Raw genomic sequence first — 21,868 nt, 5'->3', positions numbered from 1 at the left:
TCCAATGCATTCTAAGTAGTCTCAACTATTATACTATTAATTTACTTGGTTGACCCTCTGTGTGATGTTTATCCAGACTGCCGAGTGAGACTTTCATTGCTTTTTACACGCAGGAGCAGTTGTATGGAGATTTCTCAATCTATACTGCATGTCTGCCTTGTTCTGTTGAAGCTGTTTGAGCCGGGAACCGTTGGCCCCGGACGGATGAGGGAAGCCCCACAATATCCTTTTCTCACGTATTCGTTTCTCCTCAAGCAATTGACGAAGCACAGCTTCAACGGACTTCCCGAGCGGAATAACTAAGGGTTCGTCCAGTTGACTCCACTCAGGCAGAAAAGACCCAAGCACAGCTTCATATAAAAAGTTATTCTGGGTAATGGCAGGCTGATGTCCCGTATAATTTTGCTGCTTCACTAAGATTGGATACCGGATCAGTGAAGTGGTGTGCAGAAGTGTGCACTCCGGATCAAAAAGCTTACTCACATGAGGTACATTTAAAAATTGGTGCAGTCCTGTCTCCTGAAGCATTTGGATTACGTTTGTTCGCATGACTCCAGCCATTCTGGCGGCAAACTTTGCTTCCTGACAGGCTGCTTCGTAGGTGGCCTGACGCTTCAAAGCTTGAACGGCTGTGCGAAAAGCAATCTCCATCTGCTGCCAACCGGGTGTAATGCCAACAAGCATGACTTTGGCGGAGGAATTGATGTATTCATTATGCGGAGAATAGTACATCTCAACGTTCCCTGCTTCTCCCAATTTCAGATCATTGATTAACAGATCCGCTTTGGAGTACCTCTGTTTCAGGGGAAGTGACTTCATGATCTCAATCAGATGTTTATGTTGGATAGAATCCATCAGCAAAAAACGCCCCCTCCTCACCTTCTAGCCTTTGGTCATTTGAAAAAAACCGCCGATGGGCGGTCATGAAATGGTTTCCGGAAGACCTACTCTGTAACCAAGACAGCTTTACGATCATACGTGCTATCGTTCACATGTTGAAGCATAAAATCAGCCAGATTGGCACGCGACAGCTTGAGTTTCCGAGACTTGTCCGGGTGAATCTCCGCTTCGTGAACATACTGTCCATTATAACGATCCATCGTGAGCACGGGAGGTTGAACCAGTATCCAATTCAGCTTGCTGCTGGTTACGAGCTTATCCTTATCCATGTGATCGCGAAGCAGATTGGTCATAACGTTCGGGATGACATATTTGTATAAGAAACCGAGCTTACCAGCCTCCCTGTGAGTACCAATAAACGACACATGAATCAATTTGCCAGCTTCGTTGTTTTCCATCGCCTGGATGATATTTTTCAGCGCGTCGATAAGAACGAGATCTCTTTTGAACATGCTCCTCGCCCCAAGAACCGAAAAGACTGCGTCAAATTTTTCATTTTTCAGGACATGATCGACATCCGTATATCGGGTTACTTCTCCCTGCACGATCTTTAAATTTGGATGAGGAATAGCCAGTTTGGAAGGGTTTCGAACAAATGCGGTTACGGTATGCCCTTCATTAAGTGCACGCTGCAGCAGTTCCTTGCCTGTTCTTCCTGTCGCTCCAAATATGATGATGTTCAAGTGTCCCACATCCATTCTTTTGTTATTTACATGAACCCTTTGTACGCATACGAGCGAATTAACGAAAATTGTTTGGCCAGAAAATGTGGTGCATATGGCATGTCATTGCGAAGCCAGGCCACAATGGTTCCGATCAGTGCCGAAGAGGTGTACCAAATGGCAATTTCCTTATGGATGCCTGCCTGCGCAAAAGCACTTTCCATCTCCAGCTTCTCTATCTTCTCTGTAACAAGTCTAGTGAGTAATTTCAACAACCGTTCTGTAAAAATTGGGGTTCGTTTGGAGGCGAGCACGACACGATAGAATTTGGGATGATCGGCAAAATGCTCAAGCACTTTCACCAGAACTGGCCAGGCGTCCTCTGTCTCATGATTGTCAAATCGGTGGTACTGATCAACAATCCGTTCAATATGCTCGTTCATCTCGTCCGCCATTTTCTCCATCATATCCGTGATATCACGATAATGAAGATAAAAGGTTACCCGGTTAATGGTTGCACGTTCGGCAATGCGGTTCACCGTTAACTTCTCGATATCCACTTCCTGCAGCAGATCTACGAAGGCATCCCGAATAAGCTGTCTTGTCCGAAGTATTCGAGGATCGGTAGCTGACTTGTTATCGTTTTTCATAACGTATCACTCCTTCAGTTTCAGAAAATTACAATTTTAAATAATGAGTCGTTTATTTTCGCATTAAGCTACATAATTAACGGTTCTGTAAAATAAGCAACAATTATGTCCAGATGTGTAAATTGTAATCTGCGGGAATATGTATATAATTCAATAAATACAATGTAAACTATACAACATGTTGTAAATTTAGTCACGTGTAGATTGAAAGGATGGAATGGACTTGCGTCAAGCTAGATTAGACGAAGAGAAAAACATCAAAAAAGGTCCCATACTGTTTGTCATGATTCTGGGTGCATTTCTGGCCACATTGAATCAAACCCTAATGAGTGTTGCCACGCCTGAGCTGATGGGAGATTTCAATATCTCCGCTACAACGGCGCAATGGTTAACCACTGGCTACATGCTGGTAAATGGCGTACTTATTCCAATTACTGCGTATTTTATGCAGCGCTTTTCCACAAGGCAGCTCTTTCAGGCTTCCATGTTCATTTTCCTGATCGGTACGATCATATCGGCATTAGCGAGCAACTTCGGTACACTGCTTACAGGTCGTATGGTGCAGGCTGCTGGAGCAGGTATTATCATGCCGCTGCTGATGCATGTCATTCTCACTTTGTTCTCCCCTGAGAAACGAGGAGCTGCCATGGGAATGGTCGGCTTCGCAGTCATTTTTGCACCGGCAATCGGCCCTACCCTCGCTGGATACGTACTCGAGAACTATTCATGGCAAACGATGTTTTACGGCATGATCCCATTGACGGTGATTGTTATCGGTTGTGCATTTGTATATCTGAAAAATGTATCGGAACGCATTGATACGAAGTTCGATACAGTTAGTGTGACCTTATCGACCATTGGTTTTGGTGCCCTGCTGTATGGATTCAGCCGCGCAGGAAGTCTCGGATGGTCCAGTGCGGAAGTGCTCATCTGTCTTGCCGCAGGGATTGTGGCTCTCGCCTTGTTCACTTGGCGTCAGCTCGTTTCTGCAGCCCCGCTGCTCGACCTTCGTGCGTTCAAGTATAATATGTTCTCCTTGACCACGATCATTAATATCGCAATTACGATGATTATGTATGCAGACATGATGCTGCTGCCTCTGTATCTTCAAAATGCACGTGGTTATACCGCACTCGAATCCGGATTATTGCTGCTTCCAGGTGCTCTTGTCATGGGATTCCTGATGCCGGTTACTGGACGTTTGTTCGACCGATTCGGGGCAAAATGGCTTGCCATTATCGGTATGGTCATTACAATCGTTACCACGATTGGCTTTATCGATCTGACCGATTCGACCAGCTACACTTACTTGGTTCTGATGTCTACTGGACGCCGGATTGGTATGGCTCTGCTCATGATGCCAATTCAAACAGCAGGTCTGAATCAGCTGCCGCCGAGACTCGGTCCTCATGGTACAGCAATTTCCAATACGGTCAGACAAGTCGCTGGCGCGGTTGGTACTTCATTGCTCGTGAGTGTCATGACCAGTCGTACAACGACACATGTACAGGATATGATTGCAAGTGGCGCTGCGAACGGCTTGTCCCGGGAACAATTGGCGATGGAGTCCATGATTCAGGGAATCAACGATGCTTACGTCGTTATTATCGGCATAGCAGTCGTAGGGCTCGCTCTTTCCTTCTTCATCAAACGTACGAAGCAGGCAACCGAAGAAGAAGTCAAAATGCCTGTTAGACAGAAAGTTTCCATGAATTCGAACTAAATCGGGAACAATATAAACTAAAAAGCGGCAGATCAGGACGAACTTCATGTCCTGTCTGCCGCTTTTTACCTGAATAATCGCTAGCCTTGCCTTCCATTAAAAAGGATTCATTTATTCATAAGGTAAGGCCTCTTAATCTGCCAACTTCTCCATATCATCCTGCAATTGAACCAGCTGTGTACGAATCGCTTCCATACGACTCTTCACATCGGCTATTTGTTTCTGCAGTTTTAGCTCCCTCTCAGTGTCCCTTGATGAAATGGAACTTGACTCATCCTCAAGAGACGTCCTGAGCCGATTCAGTTCAGACTCGTATATACTCTGCTGCCTTTCGGCTTGTTTCAATTCGTCCTCCGCTGCCCCGATCTGATACTCCAGATAGGATACATCGGAAGAGCTTGCTTGGGTTAATCGCTGTGAATAGGTCATGGTTCACCTCAACAATTCTTCTTAAGATTCGTCCATCGCTTTGGCAAGATCATACGGCTGGATGTCGATATCCAGCTCCTGATTCAGAGCCAGCTTCGCTAACTGACTGCCGATAAAGGGGCCCATCGTTAAGCCTGAAGCACCAAGTCCATTGGCTGTGATCAATCCCTTCCATCCGGGAACAGGCCCCATTACCGGAAGAAAGCCTGGCGTAAACGGCCGGAATCCAACTCTTACCTCCTGAAACGTGCTGTTCGACAAGCCTGGTGCGAGTTCCAGTCCTTTATTCAAGATTTCCTGAATACCGCCCGGCGTGATTCTGGTATCGTATCCTTCAATTTCATTTTCATGTGTGGCGCCGATCACGATTTTGTGCTCGCCAAAAGCCAAAAGATATTGATCAGATGGTGGCATAACCACAGGCCAACTTTCTGTCTCTTCCTGATCGGATACCTGCAAGTGCATAATTTGTGCTTTTTGGTAATGAACCTTAAAGTGAATACCCAGGGGCTTCATGATCGAATTGGCCCATGCACCGGCACATACAATCACTTCATCCGCCAGAAATTGCTCTGTATCAACCGACACTCCGGTTACCCGATCAGAATCGAACAGAAGTGCAGCATTCCCATGAACGAGGACGGCTCCATTCCGCTGCGCGGATCGAATTAAGGCATCTCGCAGGGCACGGCCATCTATACGCGCTGCGCCGCTAATATATACGGAATGATAACCTGGACCGAGCAAAGGAAAACGTGCATGTGTTTCCTCTTCGTTAAGCCTTGTAATGTCCCCGACTTCCGGTGCATCTGCTCTTCGAAGATGGGCACGCTCCTCCATTTTGCCGATCTTTTCGATATCTGAATGAATACTCAGTGCCCCCACTCGGGCATACCCGGTTTCGGTTTCTCCCTCGCTCTGCAGTTCTTCAATGAGTTCGGGGTAAAAGCGTGCGCCGGCCTTGGCAAGCTGATACCAATCCTGATTACGCCTTTGCGACAACCACGGGCAGATGATGCCTGCGGCAGCATCCGTAGCTTGTCCGATATCACCACGATCCACAAGGATGACTTCCGCACCCCTTTTTGCTAACTGATAGGCTGTCGAAGCCCCCAGTATTCCTGACCCTACTACGATGACTTTCTTCATGCTTGCATCCCTTTCCTCTATCACTGCTTCCAGTATAGCGTATACTGTTTCGCATTCGATTAGCAAGAGATGCCCATTTTAGTATGCCATACTAAAAGGCTTTCGCTCCGATATTTGAATATAATCAAAAAAACACCTCTGGAGTGATTCCGCACGGCCTGTGCGGTTGACTCTCCAGAGGTACTTATCAGAAGTAGTTAAGCAGTTTAGTTTCTGCCGTAATACAGCTTACGATTGGTGATATCCACCAGGTACAGAATATCGACACCATTGGCATTGCGCTCAACACTGAGTCTCTCAATCGGCTTGCCTGGAGCAATCGACGTTTGGGTCCATCCGCCATTGCCGTCCGGAACAGCCATATATGCACGGTCGGTGCCGCTATATTTCGTATAATAGACCCGGACTTCTGACCCCGTCCACGTAATATCAATTCCCGCTCTAGTTGCCGTGGCATTATATACAGTCTGCTGCGTCCATCCACCTGCATCATAAGAAGCATATTTCACGGAGAAGTTCGTGCTTCCTTCCTCACGGTACCGATAGACAATCTTCGGATTGCCTGCTGAATCTACAGCCAGCTTGGCGCTCTGGATTCCCGGTCCGCCTGGATCGCCTCCATCCTTGACGTAGGCCTCGGTTGGAGCAAACGGCTGCACAATATCCACATTACTTAGCGATACGGGTGAAGTTATGACGCTGCCATCTGCTTTATAGAAAGTACCTGTTGAAGGTCTGTACTTCACGTAAGATAAATCATGACGTAGTGCGCTCGAAACAAAAGTTGACCATTCAAACAGGATGTGCAAGTCGCCTTGCGCATCGAAAACCAGATCATTGGGATAGAATGAACGACCCGCGTTCGCACCGACGACCGCCACTTGGCTCCAGCTGGACTGAGCATTGTTCCAGCGATACAAAATTCCTGGACGATATCCAGTCGTGTCATCGCTTGATCGGATCAGAAGATAGACATCACCATTTGGTGCTGTTGTCAGAACGGGGTATGTCCCCTTGAAAGTGGAGAAGGAAGGCATATCGGAAGAATGATTCTGCGGAGCGCCTCCAACGGTGTCTGACCTGAAATAACGCCAGCTATCGTTGTGCATGGATGCAAAGACATGAAATCGGCCGCTGCCGTCTCGTGCTATGGAAGGTTGGTTGTGCCCAATGTCATCACTATACTGGGCTATGCTGCTGCCATTCATCACCGGAATGTTGGACCACGTTCCAGATCCGTCCCGTCTTGCGATATTTACAGTATGTGTGCTCTCTGTGCCTCCCGGGCCGTTATATGCCAAGTACGCATACTCATTTCCCGTGCCATATGTCTCCAGCGGCGTCCACCATCCCGCCTGATTGCTTGAATCCATGGCATAAGGAACCTCCGTGAGTGCTGCTGCTGCCATACCAGAGCTCGTTGGCAGTATCGATATGAGCAATGCGGCAGCGGCGCCTATCTTCCAGAACCTGCTTTTTCCCAAGATCATTCGCCTCCTTCATGATTGGTGTAACATGAATTCGTAGAGAAAGAATCCCCGGCCGGGAATAATTAAAGCGCTTACAGTTTGCTGGGTGCTTGTTAGCGCCATCACCATGGTAACATGAGTTTTCCGCTGTAAGTCATATACAAAATCATGCTTTTAATAGAACAAAAATTTGATATTTAAGCTTCAAGATAAAATGGAATAGAACATTTCATCACTTCCGGTTTTGCTAAACGTTTTCGAAATCTTCCATCACCAAAAAGACCGAATGGGTTACCATTCAGTCTCCTTGGCTCCGAGGTTTGTGACAAATTGGCGCAATGCATGAGATACCCATTTTCGGGTGTGAATGACTAATTGGATTTCGAGTCTGAATTCGCCATGCTCCAGTGGCAAAACGGTGAGTTCCTCCCGCCGGATCTCATCGAGGGCGATCATTTGAGGCAAAAGCGAGATACCCGATCCTGCCATAATGCTTCGTTTAATCGCCTCAGGACTTCCGAGCTCCAGACCTACTTTGTAAGGAATACCGTTAGCCCTGAGCACTCTCTCCAGCAGCTGTCTGTAGTTGCAGGTATCCTCGGGCATAATCCATTCTTCGTCAGCCAGATCGCTCAGTTCGATTTTCTGCTTCTTCGCAAGGGGATGATCTGTGTTAACGATGAGGACGAGCGGCTCTTCCCGGATGGTGATCCACTGCAAGCCTGATTCGAGTGAAGCATTCGCGAGAATAAGTCCCACATCGGCTTCTCCCTCTTTTACCTTCTGCAAAATCATGTCTTCCCGATCGGTCTGCAGCCGAATACCTAGTTCAGGATACTGCTTGCGCGTCGTCTGAATCGGGGCAGGAAGAAAATAGGAAGCCAGTGAATCCATCGTTGCGATGGTAAGTGAGCCTCCGCCCTGTTTGGTCAGCTTTTCCTGCGAATGTTCATATATCTCCAGGAGTTGTCCGGAGAGCTTGAACAATTCTTCCCCGGCTGAAGTAAGTCGGATTTTATTGTTATTGTAACGTTCGAATAATTTGACCTGATAGATTTTTTCCAGCTTTTGAATCTGTGTCGTTACACTCGACTGTGCGTAGCCAAGCTCTTCTGCCGCCTTGGTGAAACTTTGCCGCACGGCCACTTCACGAAAGGTTTGAAAATAATTCAAATCCATGTTCCTGATACCTACCTTATCAAAATAATCGATAACACCCATCATCTATTATAGTTAACTATGATGCCAATTCCCATGGTAAAGTGAGTTTAATGTCATTTCAACATAAATGGAGGCCATATTATGCTAACCGAACAACAGATTCAAGGTATTTATGTACCGGTAATCACCCCTTTTACGAAGGATAATCAGCTCGATATCCCTTCCTTTCGGAACTACATCACACATATGGCGAATAGCGGAATTCACGGTTTAGTTATTAACGGCACTACTGGAGAATCACCTACGGTTTCATGGGATGAAGTAGAACAGCTTGTTCAAGTCACGAAGGAAACCTTGCAAAGCATAAATAAATCAATACCTATCGTCGTTGGAACCGGAACCAACGATACAGCATCTACGGTCAAGCGTACACAAATGGCTGGTGAACTCGGAGCAGACGCTGTTCTTGTAGTCACTCCCTACTACAACAGACCAACAGAGGAAGGCATTTATGAGCATTTTCGCGTGACTGCCGAAGTGGGAGTACCCATTATTGTATATGAAATCCCTGCACGCACGGGTGTACGTGTCTCGGTGGATACGATGAAAAGAATAATGAACTTGGACGGGGTTATTGGCCTTAAGGACAGCACCAACGGCGTGGAATTAATGTCGGAGTTGGTACGCAGCGGATCTAAGCCCATTCTGTGCGGGGATGATGGATTTTTTTACGATATGTTAAGTGAAGGTGCTGCTGGCGGCATGCTGGCATCTGCCAATATTAACACGGAGCAATTCATTGAGGTGTACGATCGCTATAAAAATGGGGACAAAGAGGGCTCGCGTGAGCTGTTCACTCGAGTCGCTCCTTTTATTGATCACCTCTTTGCAGAGCCCGCTCCTGCCATGATCAAATGGCTGCTTGTCAATCAAGGAATCATTACTTCCGATCAACTGCGCCTGCCGCTGATGCCGGCATCTGAGCAATTAAAAGCGAAGATGGATCAATACATGGTGAGCAGTAACGCAGTAGGTTAAACCTTATCATTAAACGTCCTTCCATAGACAACAAAAGCCGCAGATCTGCGGCTTTTTCAATGTGTTTTATGAAATTCTAAATATATACGTTAGCTGAGGGATGCTATCCATTTGATGAATAATGTAGGATAAGAGCTTCACGTGTCTGTTCATCATAACTGATCCAGAGCTCGTCGCCAATCTCTACACCGAATATAGGATCGATCGACTGACGAATTTCATAGACCTGTCCACCTCGATCCACAGTAATCTGTGCCATGGGACGCTCGCCAGCTGTTATCCCTTCATACATGACGGTTCGAATCGTGGCCGCACCCTGTTTACCTTTGGCTAACCGAAGTTCACGCTCATAGTCTTCACGTTTCATATGCATGGGAATCCTCGTTCCGTTCTGAACAACAGTATCCAATGGTACGAACAGGCTGTTTGTTTTGCGGATACTGTCCTCACCGCTTGTTATGATCAAATCCATAACCAACAGCTCCCGATCCAGGAACTCCGTCTCCTTCTTCTCCATCCGGACAACTTCTGCCTCCAGCGCCAATTGATCGGCAAGTTCTGAAGTACCCACACCATAACTTTGAAGGCGAACCTGGCCTCCAGCCAGAATCAACGTTGCCTCGGTCCCTACACGGTAGATGAAGCCCGGAGGCTGCACAACCGGCACCTCGTATTCTTGTTCATCCGCTATAAAATGGAGCAGGAGGACCTTGCCGCGATTCAGGAATCCATAGTGATCAATACGTTCAAGAACAGCATGATGTATGGTTGATGGCATCTGGCCCTGTAAATCCTCATCGGATATCAACATGGCCTTGTCCTTTTCCCGATTATAGCTGATAACTACCTGATCGCCGATACGATTAGCATTCAGGAGAGAGAGCACCTTTTTGAGTTCAACCTCCTTCCGTTCACCATCCACCTCGAAACGAATTTTGAAGCGAACGAGCGGCTGATTGTTGACGTAGGTGCCTGTCTCTGCCATCTCCATGATCGTACCATTCAACAGTTCACCCTCGTTAATCTGCCGTGTACGCCTTCTAAACAACAACGGCAGGACGAATTGTGGCACAATGATGACTAACAGCGGAATGGCGAGCCAAACTGCCCAGTTGAGGACAAGAACCCCCCCTTCACCAATATGACCCAGGAATCCACGGAAGGATAACTGTCCTTCATTCGCTGTTTTGATCCATTCGAGCATCTGATCCTTCGTCTGTATATGGACTAGTCCTGACTCCACGTTCATAGCGCCTGCCAACTGTTCGCCGCCGGAGTAATAGAGCGTATCATCTTCGAGGGCTTTGTAAAATTGAACGTCCGTGTTCTCCAGATCCTCAAATGATAATTGCCCAACCATTGCTCCTGCATCCACAAAAGACTTTTTCTTTTCATTGTAGATATAACCGCGAACTTCACCTTGTTTCTCATCCTCCATGGAAGATCCAACAATGAAAACCTCCTGGTCATTCAATAAGAATACACTGGCTTGGTATACCGGTTTGGGAGTATTAACGACAGATCCCCACTCATTCGTTTTGGCATTATAGAAACGGACTTGTTTGGGATCGGAATCCTCAGCCCGAACCAATCGAGTGTTATCGACGCCGAATAATTTGGCAAACATATTGGAAGCCTGTTCCTGTGCGAGGGAAATGCCTACATCCTTGGATTGGATCTTCACAGCCGGAAGGCCATCCTGTTGAAGAATTCCACTTACATGGGCCCTTTGGCCATGTTCAAGTACGACTTCAAATAGAGGAACAGGCAGCTCGTTTTTGAAGCTCCCGTCTAAATCAGAGATATTTTCAGGATCCGACGGAAGTACATCTGGACTATTAAGAATCACTTTTTTTACTTCTGCGTCCCGGACTTCTGCAAGGTATGTCGTTGAACCTGATGTTTCTCCATTCACAATGAGCCTGCCACGCCAGGCGTGTACACCTGCCCAAGGAGTATCGAGCTGCAATGTACTTCGGGCTAATTCTGTCACTTCTCCCGTATCCCGTACGTGAGTCAGCTGTAAGCTCTGACTGCTGTCTACTGTTGGGATGATCACACCGTTATTCTGATATGTAGCTGCTGCTAATGGACCTTCATAATTGGCAAGAATCATTTGTTCTTTGATCAGGTTTCCCGTGTTAGCCTCATACATGTGGAGCCTCAAATACATGCCGTCCCTTTCATCCGTTAAAGCTGCAATTTTGTTCCCGCCATCAAGATAATACATGCCTGCCAGATTGGAGTATTGATCCTGGACTCTCATAACCCCACCTCGATAATCATTCCAGATCTGTACCGTCAGGATCATCGCAGGAACAAATATTACGAGAAGTGTAAACGGAATTCTATTCTTCTTCTTTTTCAAAAAATGCCCCCCTTCCGCACATCTAAACATTATTCATAATTTTCATCGTATACGCAACTTTTTTAAGTTCAGAAACGGAAAAAAGCCGCGAATATGGTCATAACCCTGTCAAGTAGACAGTACAAAAAAAAGACAAGATTTAAGCTGCGGCCGTTTCCCGGTATTCTACCGGGGAACGGTCGTTTAGTTTTTTCTGAAATCGGTTTTGGTTGTAAAACAGTATGTATTCATTCACTTGCTGCTCAACCTCTGCTTTGTTTGCCGCCTTATTCAAATAAATTTTCTCCGTCTTCAAATGAGAGAAAAAAGATTCAACACAGGCATTATCTAAGCAATTTCCACGCCTGGAGTGACTGCCTAGCATGCCAAGCTGGTTTAGTTTACGGTTAAATGGCTTCGACGTATATTGAAATCCTTGATCTGAGTGTAGGATTACGCCATTCAGATCCACGTGCTGACGGAGTCTATCCAGCGTGTCATGAACTAAAGCAAGGTCATTTCGTTCAGAAAGATGCCACGCTACAATTTCGTTATTGTATAAATCCTGAATAACAGACAGATACACAAAGTGTTCTCCAGCACGAATATAGGTAATGTCCGTAACCAGCTTCGTTCGTGGTGTATCCGCCTGAAACTGACGCTCCAGCCGATTTGGGTTTACCACAGAGGCTTGTTTTCCAAAGAATCGACGCTTTTTTCGAATGACAGAACAGATGCCTAATTGTTTCATTAATCGGTACACCTTTTTGTGGTTGACTCGAAGGCCTTCCCGTCGTAAAGCAACGGTCATTCGAAGATAGCCAAAGTAAGGATGCACGCGATGAATGGCAAGCAAATGGGATTCTAGTTCATGTTCTTTGTGTCTACGCTCTTTTGCGGCTGCTATGCTTTTTCTCCACTTGTAATAACCCGAGCGGGAAACCGCAGCTAACTTCAAGAGCCAAGCCAGACCATGGCGTGCTCTCAGGTCCTCAATGATTTGAAATCTGGCTGCTTTACTCGTCACTCCTTGTGTAGATTTGGATATTGCTTTTTTAAGTATTCAATCTCCGCCCGCAAATACGCCATCTCTTCTTCCATACTGGAAAACTTGGTTCTAGGGCGTCCCCGTTTGGGTGTAGCAGGTTCTAGACTCATTCCCTGTTTCGCTTTGGCTGCCCACACTTGTACCTGAGATTTATTTTGAATATCTAAACGCGTCGCTACTTCACGTATACTCATATGTTCTTCGTTGACCAGCCGGACGGCCTCCAATTTCAACTCCAAGGAGTACCGCCGGTATGTTTGTCCTTTTTTAGCCATGAAAAAATCCCCTTCGTTTACATGATTAAGTTCATCTTAACAGATGTCTTTTTTCTCATGTCTACTAAAAGGGGATAATACCAATATCGCGGCTTCTTCTGAATTAAACCAATATGGAGATGAGGATCGGCAGTGAGATCAATGACAGCACGGAGCTCATGACAAAGGATGATGCCGTCTCCACCTCAAGTGTATCGAACCTGGAAGCAATCATTGCAGCTACGGCTGAGCCTGGGAAGGAAACTAGCAGGATGACCATTGTCATGTCGGTTGAAGAGAGTCCCATCAACAATGCAAACATGTACGTAAACAATGGCAGGGCAATCACTTTCAACAGCGAAATGCTGATGGCATTCAGACTGAATTTGATCCGGTTAATGCCCACCGTTACCCCGATTGCAAACAGGGCTGCTCCGGATGTGATGCTACCGATCTGATCAAAGGAGCTTTGCAGCAGCTGAGGTGACTGGAAGCCAAAAAGTGTCAGGATTACACCCAGAAGCGGAATGCAGGCAAGCGGTTCTTTCAAACCATGGATGATGGAATGCACTGTAAGTTTAAACAAGCTCTCGCCATGACCACTCTGCTTGCCTTCTTCCGTTTTCTTCCCCACAGAACTGACAATGGTCGCAATTGGATCAAGCAGCGCATTAACTACGATGCCCGTAATTGCAATTGGAATGGTGACTTCAGCGGCACCGAACAGGTTACCCAGCACCGGAATCCCCATAAATGCAAACGAAGGTTGTGTAGCATTCAATGAAAAGATCGATGACTGGCTAAGATTGACTTTGAAAATGAAACGCATCACCAGCAGCAGCACAACATAGAAGCCAATAATCCCGAGGAATATGGTCATGAAGAATGGCCACTTGTCAATCAGGGTCTCTTTTTTCGTCGTCGTGATACCAATGAACAAATGCGCCGGAAGCGCAAACTTGGTCACCAGTGTATTCAGGCCTTTGGAGGATGCGGAGTTAAATACTTTGAAATAGCCTCCAAAAAAACCGAGTAAAATTACGAAAAATATAGGAATTAATATAATGAAAATGTCACTTACTGACATGTTGGTCAAACCTCCATTTATGATCTGAGCATTTGCAACACTTCAACAAATGACAAAAATTTTGATCATGTGATATGTTATTTTCAATTTTGGACACAGCCAAGGAATACCTGTACGGTTGGACAGGTATTCTCTCGGTGTGACGTATTGTCATATTCAAATTATTGCGTGTTCACAGTTATCAAACTGCTGCAAGGATCGGTCTATATACAGGGTGCCACATGGCATCCTTAATCGCCTGTTCCACGTTTTCGAGTTGACGGCGGGCAACGCCGTCTTCGATTGCTGCTTTCGCAACTGCAACGGCCACTTTGTAAGAAACATCCTGCAATTCTTTCACCCTTGGCAGCAGTGGAGCTCCTGGTTCAGAAGAATCTACTGCACCTGCTACCGCGATCGCGGCTGCTGTAAACATATTTTTCGTAAATTTCGAAGCTTTGGCTACAATAGCTCCCAATCCCAGACCAGGGAAAACAAATGCATTGTTGGATTGACCGATTTCGAACTGAATATCATTATACATTACAGGTTCAAATGGGCTTCCTGTTGCAATCAATGCTTTGCCGTCCGTCCATTCAATGAGGCTTTTTGGAGCTGCTTCGGCGAGAGAAGTTGGATTGGACATCGGCATAATGATCGGACGTTCCACATGCTTGGCCATTTCCTTCACAACCTGTTCGTTGAAGGCACCTGTAACACCTGATGTACCGATCAGGATGGTCGGTTTAATACGAGTCACAGCTTCAAGCAGATTAACCTGTCCTTGTTCACCCCGATTCCAGTCTTTGATCTCATCCGCTTTGCGTACATATGGCTTTTGATACTCGAACAATCCTTCGATCTCGTCCGTCAAAATACCGCGATAGTCGAATGCCCAGAACCGGTTTTCCGCTTCCTCCTGCGTAAGTCCTTCTTCCATCATGGCATCCCTGATCTGATCCGCATTACCAATACCGGCAGCACCTGGGCCAAATACCAGTACACGATGCTCACGAAGTGGTACACCCGTAACCTGAACACCTGACATTACAGCAGCCAGTGTGACTGCACCCGTTCCTTGAATGTCATCGTTGAAGGTGAGCAGCTCTTCTCCATATTTATGGATGATGTTTCTGGCATTTACGCTGCCCATGTCTTCCCAGTGAAGCAGAACGTCGGGGAACCATTTGGTCGTTTCCTTCACAAAAGCCTCAATAAACTGATCATACTTCTCACCGCGGATACGTTCATGACGATTCCCTACATATAATGGATCATTCAGCAAAGTAGGATTGTTCGTTCCTACATCAAGTACCACAGGAAGTACTCGGCTTGGATCAACCCCTACGGCAGCGGTGTACACCGCCAGTTTACCGATGGCAATGTTAATGCCGCCTACACCCCAGTCTCCGATACCGAGGATGCTTTCCGAGTCGGTTACCACAATGAGATCCACGTCTCCAGCTTGCAGACCACTGTTTCGGAATGCCTCCTCCAGGCCGTCCATATCGTTAATGGAGAGGTACACTCCGCCAGGTCTGTGGTATTGATGGCTATATTCCTGTATCGCTTGCCCAACCGTAGGTGTATATACAATCGGCAGCATTTCACTAAGATGTTCTTTCAATAATCGATAAAATAAAACAATGTTTCGGTTGAACAAGTCATTCAGCATGATGCTTTTACGCAAGTTATCAGACTCATTTTGCAGCTGCTGATAAACCCGGCTCACCTGTTCTTCAATATTTAAAACCATCGGCGGCAAAATGCCGTTCAGGTTCAGTTCTTTTCTCTCTTCTTCGGTAAAGGCAATACCCTTGTTCAGAATTGGATTGGATAGAACCTCTTTACCTCTTAATTGTGTTTTCAGATTCCCGCTCGAATCAACAAAAAATGTGTTCATTACGAATAGCCTTCTTTCATGATGTCTCTTTAGTTTCTTTTTAATACTAGATAACTTTAAGTTAGTTGTTAACCTTCCGATGACAATTATATGACTTTTTCACTTTGATGTAAACGAAGTTATGAAACTTTCATGAAAGGAATTTAGTTGCTATTCGATAAATAATATTTATCAATTTGTTATTTTTCAAGAAAATCATTTTATAGCATTCTTTGGATTCGACATGAGGATTAATGACAGTACATAGGCATAAGAAAAAACCGCATTGCTGCGGTTTTATACGTTAATTGGTTTGAAATGAATTGTTACGGGATGTAAGCATCCACAACCTCTACCTTTTTCACTGCCCCATCCTCTATGTATTTCACATCTATTACGCTTCCTCTCTGAAATTTGGGGACATGTATGATTGGAATATACGTCTTCACAATAGTTTGAAAGGTCTGACCATCTTCCTGAGTAACTAACAGATCAAGACGCACGCCAGGCCGTCCATCCATGCTGGATGAAGTCTCAGCGATATCCTGGATGATTGCTTCTGCAGGCATTCCGAAGCTCAAAATCTCCTTTTTGTTCTGCATCTTCTCTTGACCCGTTCGCAGCCTTTTGGTGACATTTAAGACGAGAATCAATCCTGTGGTCAGCCCGAACACAACAATTACTATACCAATGATTACGGTCGTTAACGCTGTCGTCATTTCATCCTCCTTTAAATGAGACTTCATACAAGATTACTTCAAGATTAGATATGATATTCCTGCAACTGTTTGAATCTGTGTGCATTGATCTCGTGTGTACACCAGGTTTGATTTCAGCCTTATCTTCGATCACTCGATAGTTCAATAGGGCGCTCACAGGAGCGCCTTTTTACTTCATAGATGCCGCCTATTAAATTTCCTTGTCTGCGAATGGGCGAAACTGATCTGTAACGGTGAGTAGCTTACTGCCTTGCAGATAAAATGTATCATCCGCTTTCCACGTATGGCTTTTCTTGTTCTGCCTCCGGTGATAGACATAGTTATAGGGTGAGGTCGCAAATGTTTTGAACCCTTTCCTCCTGCATTGCCTCAGAAAAGTAACATCTTCGCCCACGGAACGGTCGGAGAATCGAACCTTCTTGAGGACTTCCTTTTTGAACAGGATCGTGCCCCCCTGCACGAATTCTGAGAATTTACTGGCTTCTTTAGGGGATCTGATCAGTAGTTTTTTCGAAGCCCCGAGATATACCAGACAGGAATGTTTGCCCACAATATCACTTCGGGTCCGTCTTAATGCCCCTACTTGTTCTTTCAGATAATAGGCAGAATAATAATCGTCGTCATCAAACTTAGCAATTAACGAATACCGGGCACGTTCAATCCCTGCATTCAAACATTGTCCCAACGAGATTCTCTCAGGAACCTGATATACATGAATATTGGCTTGGCCTCGAACACGGTTTCGATATGATTCCAGATTCATGCCGTCGTGATTCAGAATGATAATCAACTCTTTGCTCCGGTACTGCTGTCTCTTAAAATTCGTCAGAATGTTATCAAAAAACTGTGACCGGTTCGTACATACAATTATGGAAACCCCATGTCCACCCTCTGTCTTGTTCAAGGCTTAACCTCTCTTCTATGAATGATCCTTCATCATATGTAGAAGAATAGATCAGGTGTAGGCTAATAGAAAAGAATTATAGATTGAGCCCTGGCTGACCTGCCAAGGCTCCCCAAGCATGGTTACGTACCAAAATACACGTCCAGTTTTCCTGTTGGTGGCGTGGTCGCCATCCACACGGCAGCCAGATTATCAGGAGCGGCAGTAGCAGCCGTAATATAATCCCCAATGAGCGGTGTGGGAACCGGATTATTTCCATTCGGATTAAAAGAAGTCGTCGTGAGTCTACGATTACTGAACGTAACCCCACCGTCAAAAGATTCAGCAACGAATACGTCCAGAAGGAATCCGTCGATCCGGTTGGTCATATAAATGACCCGAATCGTTCCGGCAAACGGGGACACGGTAATAAATGGGAAGAAGTTCTGTGTACCTGCAGGGGCACCCGTTATACTTATGGGAGCTGACCAGAGCAGTCCATCGGGAGATTGACTGAGGAACACATCCGTGTAACCATTTCGGGCATCGTTCCAGACCCCGTATACGGTTCCACTTTTCGGTCCAATGGATATGTCGGCCCCCAGACACAGGTTGGTTTGAACTCGAAAAGCATAATTTGGCACTGGTAGTGGCGAAGGAGCTGGTACAACTGAGGAGATAAACGTAGCCTGACGTTCAATGGGAGGCTGATAAATGATTCCTCCATCATAAGATATCCTCAGTAATGCAGAAGGACTGGCAGGTCCTGTAATAATATACCCGGCATAGACCTCACCAGAAAAACCAACGGCTAACGCTGCACGGTCATGGATCCCACGTGGGTTGGACTGTCTGTCCGGTGGTTCCCAGGTCAAACCCTGATTCACTGATCTTTGCGTAAAAATGGCAGAAGATGTCGTCGCAAGAGGTGTATACCCCACGTAGGCATGCCCCCGATAAGGACTGCCTGGAGACCGATCCACGGCAATGAATGGCTCATCATTATGAACAATTGTCCCATATCCTGCTTGCACGATTACGGGAGGCTGCCACGTTTCACCATCATCAAACGAAGTATAACTTACAATTGTCCCATCATTGATTCCATTGAACACGTGAACGGTCACTATAAAGGTACTTGGAAAAGTATAGTCAATGGTAGGTGCCTCTGCTCCCGAATATCCGGCTGGCTGTGGAAGCACTGTCGTCGACCATGTGTTGCCACCATCGATTGAACGATAGAAACCTGTTAGCGTGGGCCCTGTACTGGTATCCACAGCAACAACACACATAATATTCGGATTTAGCGTATTTACAGCAATGGAAGGTTCAAACTGGCTGCCTGCCAAGGCGCCGGTAATATTCACTACTGGCAATATGCTCACCTCTATTCCTTTAAGGGATATTTGTAAATCGGTCTATTAACGTCATTTCCGACTGGAGAATTCGCTGGATAATTTGACCTGTAGAGTCAATAGCATATACATTGATAATGGTGCTTGTAGCACTGAAATAATCACTTTGCACTTCAAAAAAAGCAGCGTTAAGCAGTGGATAGATAAATGTTCTCGTAGCTTGGGGAGTCAATTGAAACAGCTCATGACCAACTGGAATACGCGTAGTTTGGGTTGTGTCCCACCGGAATACTTCAAGTTCAATATTGACGGGGGCATTAAGTGAATCATTGATGCAGTTTACAATGACCTGAGTGGATTGGGTCGCTCCAGTTACGGGATTATAGACAAGACCTGTACTATTTGGCAAAAGATTTCACTCCCTTCACTTTAGAAAAAGGTACTATTCTTCCGTTTAGACTATACTATGTTCCTGTCTATCAGCCGTCACGGCTAATATAAGTGCCTCATCGAAGGATCCTGCTCCTTTTTCATGAACCGCATAATCGTGCACATCTTGCCCTTCGCTCAACAAAACCAAAAAAGCCCTGGGAACCCCCCAGGACCTTGGCATATAGGATTGCGATTTATATAGGTTGAATTATTGATATTTTAGTTTAATCTCCACGAGAGGGAGCGTATCGGTTGAGAGCACTGCACCTGCCTCATTATTTTCTTCTTCAACCACGTCCCACTGCCTGCCAATAAGCATGCACAGCAATTCTATCTCTTGAGCGCTTAATTGGATATGCCGAAGCGTTAACTCCTCTTGGCTGTAGTCCCGATCAATCTTACGATCAAAACGAAAGTCCAGCACCCTTTTCAGACCGTTGATATGCAAAAACTTAAACTTGTATCCGCTCCGAAGAGCCTCCGCCCAATCCTCGGCAACTTCTTCTGCCGCCTGCAACCGTTCTTCCAAATCCATGGTCGGTTCCTTGATCTTGGACAGCAAAGGAGCGAGATCTCTCCGCTGCAAACGATCGATAATAGTCTCAATCGGTTCACCACTCGTCAAAACATTCTCCACCAGCATCCCTACAGGAATCGATAGCCGCACCTGACTCATGCTGAGACCCCCTCTTCTCGAAGATACTGATTGAACCAGGCATTGATCTGTTCGTAACTGTCCACTCGTAGTGAAGGCTTGCCGCTTTTCAGCAGCGAATGATTGGAACCAGGGTAGCGAATCAGTTTGGTTGTTTTGCCGTAACGTTTGAGCGTGGTATAGAGCTCCTCCGCCTGGGCAATCGGAGTCCGATAGTCCTGCTCTCCATGCATGATAAGAAGCGGTGTGTCAATCTTATGTGCATGAGCCAGCGGTGAACGGGACCATAACAGCTCAGCATTCTCTGCCGGATTGTCCCCAATGACTCCCTCCACATAAGATATGCCTATATCACTGGTACCGTACATGGACAGCCAATTGGAGATGCAGCGCTGGGTAACAGCTGCCTTGAACCGAGTGCTGTGGGCAACGATCCAGTTCGTCATAACCCCTCCGTAACTGCCGCCTGCAACACCCAGACGTGACTCATCTAATAGTTCATATGTGTCAAGGGCATGGTCAACCGCCTCCATTAAATCACGGAAGTCTCCACCCGCGAAATCGCCACGACAAGCTCTGGCAAATTCCTGTCCATATCCCATACTCCCTCGCGGATTCACCCATAAAACGGCATACCCTTGTGCTGCAAGTGTCTGCATCTCATAACTGAAAGTGCCCGTATACATTGCATGCGGGCCTCCATGGATTTGCAGAATCAGTGGAGTTTTGGCACTCGAATCCTGCCTCGCAGGCTGCAGCAGCCAACCCTGGATGCGCCAGCCATCTGTGGATGTAAATTCAATCCGTTCAGGTACATTCACTTGGAGTGCGTTGATCCATTCGTCGTTTCTCCGGGTGAGCCGGATCATTTCGCCAGTCTCAACATCCACCCGATATAGCTCTGCAGGGTGATCAGCTGTCAGTGCAGCAATGACGAGTGTAGCTCCATCAGGTGACAATGTATATTGGTACACATCCTTTTCCCCTTTTCCCGTCATGGGCTGGCAGTCTCCATTTGCATGGATACGGTACACATCCACGCTTCCATCGTGCGTACCGAGTACAAGCATGCCTCGTTCAGGATGGTTCGCATCCCAGACCGGAGATGGAGACGGACCGGCAGATTTCATATCTCCAAGTGCAGCGTTGCCTAACTGCATATCCAATTTCGCTGTGATCGGCTTAGGCGTTCCGCCTTGTACGGGGACGGTATATAATCGGTTATGACTGCCGCTGCCGAATTCCCGGTCACTGGCAATCAGATTGAACATCTGTCCATCGGGAGAATAGGAGAACTGGCTCACCAGCAGACTGGAATCCGTCACTTTGAAAGGCTCACTCACTCCCGGCCGAATAGTATACACGTCAGTGAAGTACAGCAGATCCGCATCGCCCTCCTTATCCTCCACCTGCTTCGAGATAAAAGCAATGCTCCGGCTATCCGGGGACCATGTTGGTCCACTGACGTTCCATAATCCGGTGATCACTGAAGTGGCCACCCCACTTCGAACCTCATAAACAAACAGATGGCTGTATAGACCGTCCCACCAGCCGGATCCCTCCGCTTTCGGCGTTGTACGTTCATATACTTTGCCACGCAGCTCAGATGCCGTTTGATTCCTCGGCTTATCTTGGTCATCTTGGTCACCTGCATCTGTTAACTGCGCTTTGCTGGTGAAGGCAATATACTGGCCGTCAGGCGACCAAGCGTAATCCAATATTTTTCGCTCGGGCGGAATAAGTTTAACAGGTTCGTCCTCACCTGACGCAAGTATCCATAATCCTTTGCCGCCCTCTTCCAAACGCAAGAAAGCAAGCCGTGTTCCGTCCGGTGTCCAGCTCGGCGCTGTGTCCTTGGTGCCATTCGTGAGCTCGACATCATTGCTGCCATCCAGCGAGATTCCCCGAATCCGGGTGTTGTACACGTTCTTTTGCCGATCTATAGTCTGTTCTACGTAGGCCACCTGTCCATTCGGATGGATTACGGGTTGGCTAATGGAACGATAGTGATATAAATCCTCCGGTATGATCGGTCGTTTGTTCATA

19 protein-coding genes are annotated in these 21,868 nt (G+C 46.5%); 2 read left to right on the top strand and 17 right to left on the bottom strand.

Annotation, left to right across the window (positions count from 1 at the left end; genetic code table 11):
* Positions 1-93: 93 nt before the first annotated feature.
* The 3 genes from F4V51_RS13300 to F4V51_RS13290 form a co-directional block, all read right to left on the bottom strand.
* Positions 94-855, bottom strand: coding sequence for a hypothetical protein (locus tag F4V51_RS13300; protein WP_236146806.1), 762 nt, complete (start codon positions 853-855; stop codon positions 94-96).
* A gap of 89 nt (positions 856-944) precedes the next feature.
* Positions 945-1,583: an NAD(P)-dependent oxidoreductase gene (locus F4V51_RS13295; RefSeq protein ID WP_162009931.1), complete on the bottom strand. Its 639-nt coding sequence runs from the start codon at positions 1,581-1,583 to the stop codon at positions 945-947.
* Positions 1,584-1,609: 26 nt separating this feature from the next.
* A complete protein-coding gene (locus F4V51_RS13290) occupies positions 1,610-2,212 on the bottom strand; it encodes a TetR/AcrR family transcriptional regulator (protein ID WP_153978329.1) in 603 nt (200 codons plus the stop codon).
* A gap of 283 nt (positions 2,213-2,495) precedes the next feature.
* Here F4V51_RS13290 and F4V51_RS13285 point away from each other — a divergent pair, with 283 nt between their 5' ends.
* A complete protein-coding gene (locus F4V51_RS13285) occupies positions 2,496-3,935 on the top strand; it encodes a DHA2 family efflux MFS transporter permease subunit (RefSeq protein WP_236146805.1) in 1,440 nt (479 codons plus the stop codon).
* 132 nt (positions 3,936-4,067) lie between these two features.
* On the opposite strand, the gene F4V51_RS13280 is transcribed toward F4V51_RS13285, so the two are convergent.
* The 4 genes from F4V51_RS13280 to F4V51_RS13265 form a co-directional block, all read right to left on the bottom strand.
* The gene (locus F4V51_RS13280) at positions 4,068-4,364 is read right to left on the bottom strand and encodes a hypothetical protein (RefSeq protein WP_153978327.1); all 297 of its coding nucleotides are present in this window, start codon (positions 4,362-4,364) and stop codon (positions 4,068-4,070) included.
* A gap of 21 nt (positions 4,365-4,385) precedes the next feature.
* A complete protein-coding gene (locus tag F4V51_RS13275) occupies positions 4,386-5,513 on the bottom strand; it encodes an NAD(P)/FAD-dependent oxidoreductase (RefSeq protein ID WP_153978326.1) in 1,128 nt (375 codons plus the stop codon).
* 206 nt (positions 5,514-5,719) lie between these two features.
* The gene (locus F4V51_RS13270) at positions 5,720-6,997 is read right to left on the bottom strand and encodes a BNR-4 repeat-containing protein (protein WP_201281198.1); all 1,278 of its coding nucleotides are present in this window, start codon (positions 6,995-6,997) and stop codon (positions 5,720-5,722) included.
* A gap of 276 nt (positions 6,998-7,273) precedes the next feature.
* Entirely contained in the window at positions 7,274-8,161 is an 888-nt protein-coding gene (locus F4V51_RS13265) for a LysR family transcriptional regulator (RefSeq protein ID WP_153978325.1), read from the bottom strand.
* 123 nt (positions 8,162-8,284) lie between these two features.
* Here F4V51_RS13265 and dapA point away from each other — a divergent pair, with 123 nt between their 5' ends.
* Entirely contained in the window at positions 8,285-9,181 is an 897-nt protein-coding gene (dapA, locus tag F4V51_RS13260; protein ID WP_153978324.1) for a 4-hydroxy-tetrahydrodipicolinate synthase, read from the top strand.
* Between the two features lie 103 nt (positions 9,182-9,284).
* On the opposite strand, the gene F4V51_RS13255 is transcribed toward dapA, so the two are convergent.
* The 10 genes from F4V51_RS13255 to F4V51_RS13210 form a co-directional block, all read right to left on the bottom strand.
* The gene (locus F4V51_RS13255; protein ID WP_153978323.1) at positions 9,285-11,549 is read right to left on the bottom strand and encodes a hypothetical protein; all 2,265 of its coding nucleotides are present in this window, start codon (positions 11,547-11,549) and stop codon (positions 9,285-9,287) included.
* A gap of 139 nt (positions 11,550-11,688) precedes the next feature.
* Positions 11,689-12,851, bottom strand: a protein-coding gene (locus tag F4V51_RS13250; RefSeq protein ID WP_416226484.1) for an IS3 family transposase whose coding sequence is annotated in 2 segments (ribosomal slippage) — positions 11,689-12,587 and positions 12,587-12,851 — 1,164 coding nt in all. Because the reading frame shifts where the segments join, the coding sequence is not laid out codon by codon here.
* A gap of 103 nt (positions 12,852-12,954) precedes the next feature.
* Positions 12,955-13,917, bottom strand: a complete 963-nt coding sequence (locus F4V51_RS13245) for an AEC family transporter (RefSeq protein WP_153978322.1) — start codon at positions 13,915-13,917, stop codon at positions 12,955-12,957.
* 181 nt (positions 13,918-14,098) lie between these two features.
* The gene (locus tag F4V51_RS13240) at positions 14,099-15,799 is read right to left on the bottom strand and encodes an NAD-dependent malic enzyme (RefSeq protein ID WP_153978321.1); all 1,701 of its coding nucleotides are present in this window, start codon (positions 15,797-15,799) and stop codon (positions 14,099-14,101) included.
* Between the two features lie 305 nt (positions 15,800-16,104).
* Positions 16,105-16,497: a hypothetical protein gene (locus tag F4V51_RS13235; RefSeq protein WP_153978320.1), complete on the bottom strand. Its 393-nt coding sequence runs from the start codon at positions 16,495-16,497 to the stop codon at positions 16,105-16,107.
* A gap of 190 nt (positions 16,498-16,687) precedes the next feature.
* Positions 16,688-17,401, bottom strand: coding sequence for a glycosyltransferase family 2 protein (locus F4V51_RS13230; RefSeq protein WP_153978319.1), 714 nt, complete (start codon positions 17,399-17,401; stop codon positions 16,688-16,690).
* 122 nt (positions 17,402-17,523) lie between these two features.
* Positions 17,524-18,756 carry a beta propeller repeat protein gene (locus F4V51_RS13225; protein ID WP_153978318.1) on the bottom strand — a complete coding sequence of 411 codons (1,233 nt, stop codon included), beginning with the start codon at positions 18,754-18,756 and terminating at the stop codon, positions 17,524-17,526.
* Between the two features lie 19 nt (positions 18,757-18,775).
* A complete protein-coding gene (locus F4V51_RS13220) occupies positions 18,776-19,144 on the bottom strand; it encodes a hypothetical protein (protein WP_153978317.1) in 369 nt (122 codons plus the stop codon).
* Between the two features lie 231 nt (positions 19,145-19,375).
* Positions 19,376-19,843 (bottom strand): hypothetical protein, encoded by a 468-nt coding sequence (locus F4V51_RS13215; RefSeq protein ID WP_153978316.1) that lies wholly within the window; start codon positions 19,841-19,843, stop codon positions 19,376-19,378.
* The gene (locus tag F4V51_RS13210) at positions 19,840-21,867 is read right to left on the bottom strand and encodes a S9 family peptidase (RefSeq protein ID WP_153978315.1); all 2,028 of its coding nucleotides are present in this window, start codon (positions 21,865-21,867) and stop codon (positions 19,840-19,842) included. Before F4V51_RS13210 ends, F4V51_RS13215 begins: the two co-directional genes overlap by 4 nt.
* Between the last annotated feature and the right edge of the window lies 1 nt (position 21,868).

Origin of the sequence: Paenibacillus xylanilyticus, assembly GCF_009664365.1 — a bacterium.
GTDB lineage: Bacteria > Bacillota > Bacilli > Paenibacillales > Paenibacillaceae > Paenibacillus > Paenibacillus xylanilyticus_A.
This window is presented reverse-complemented; position numbering and strand designations above follow the sequence as displayed.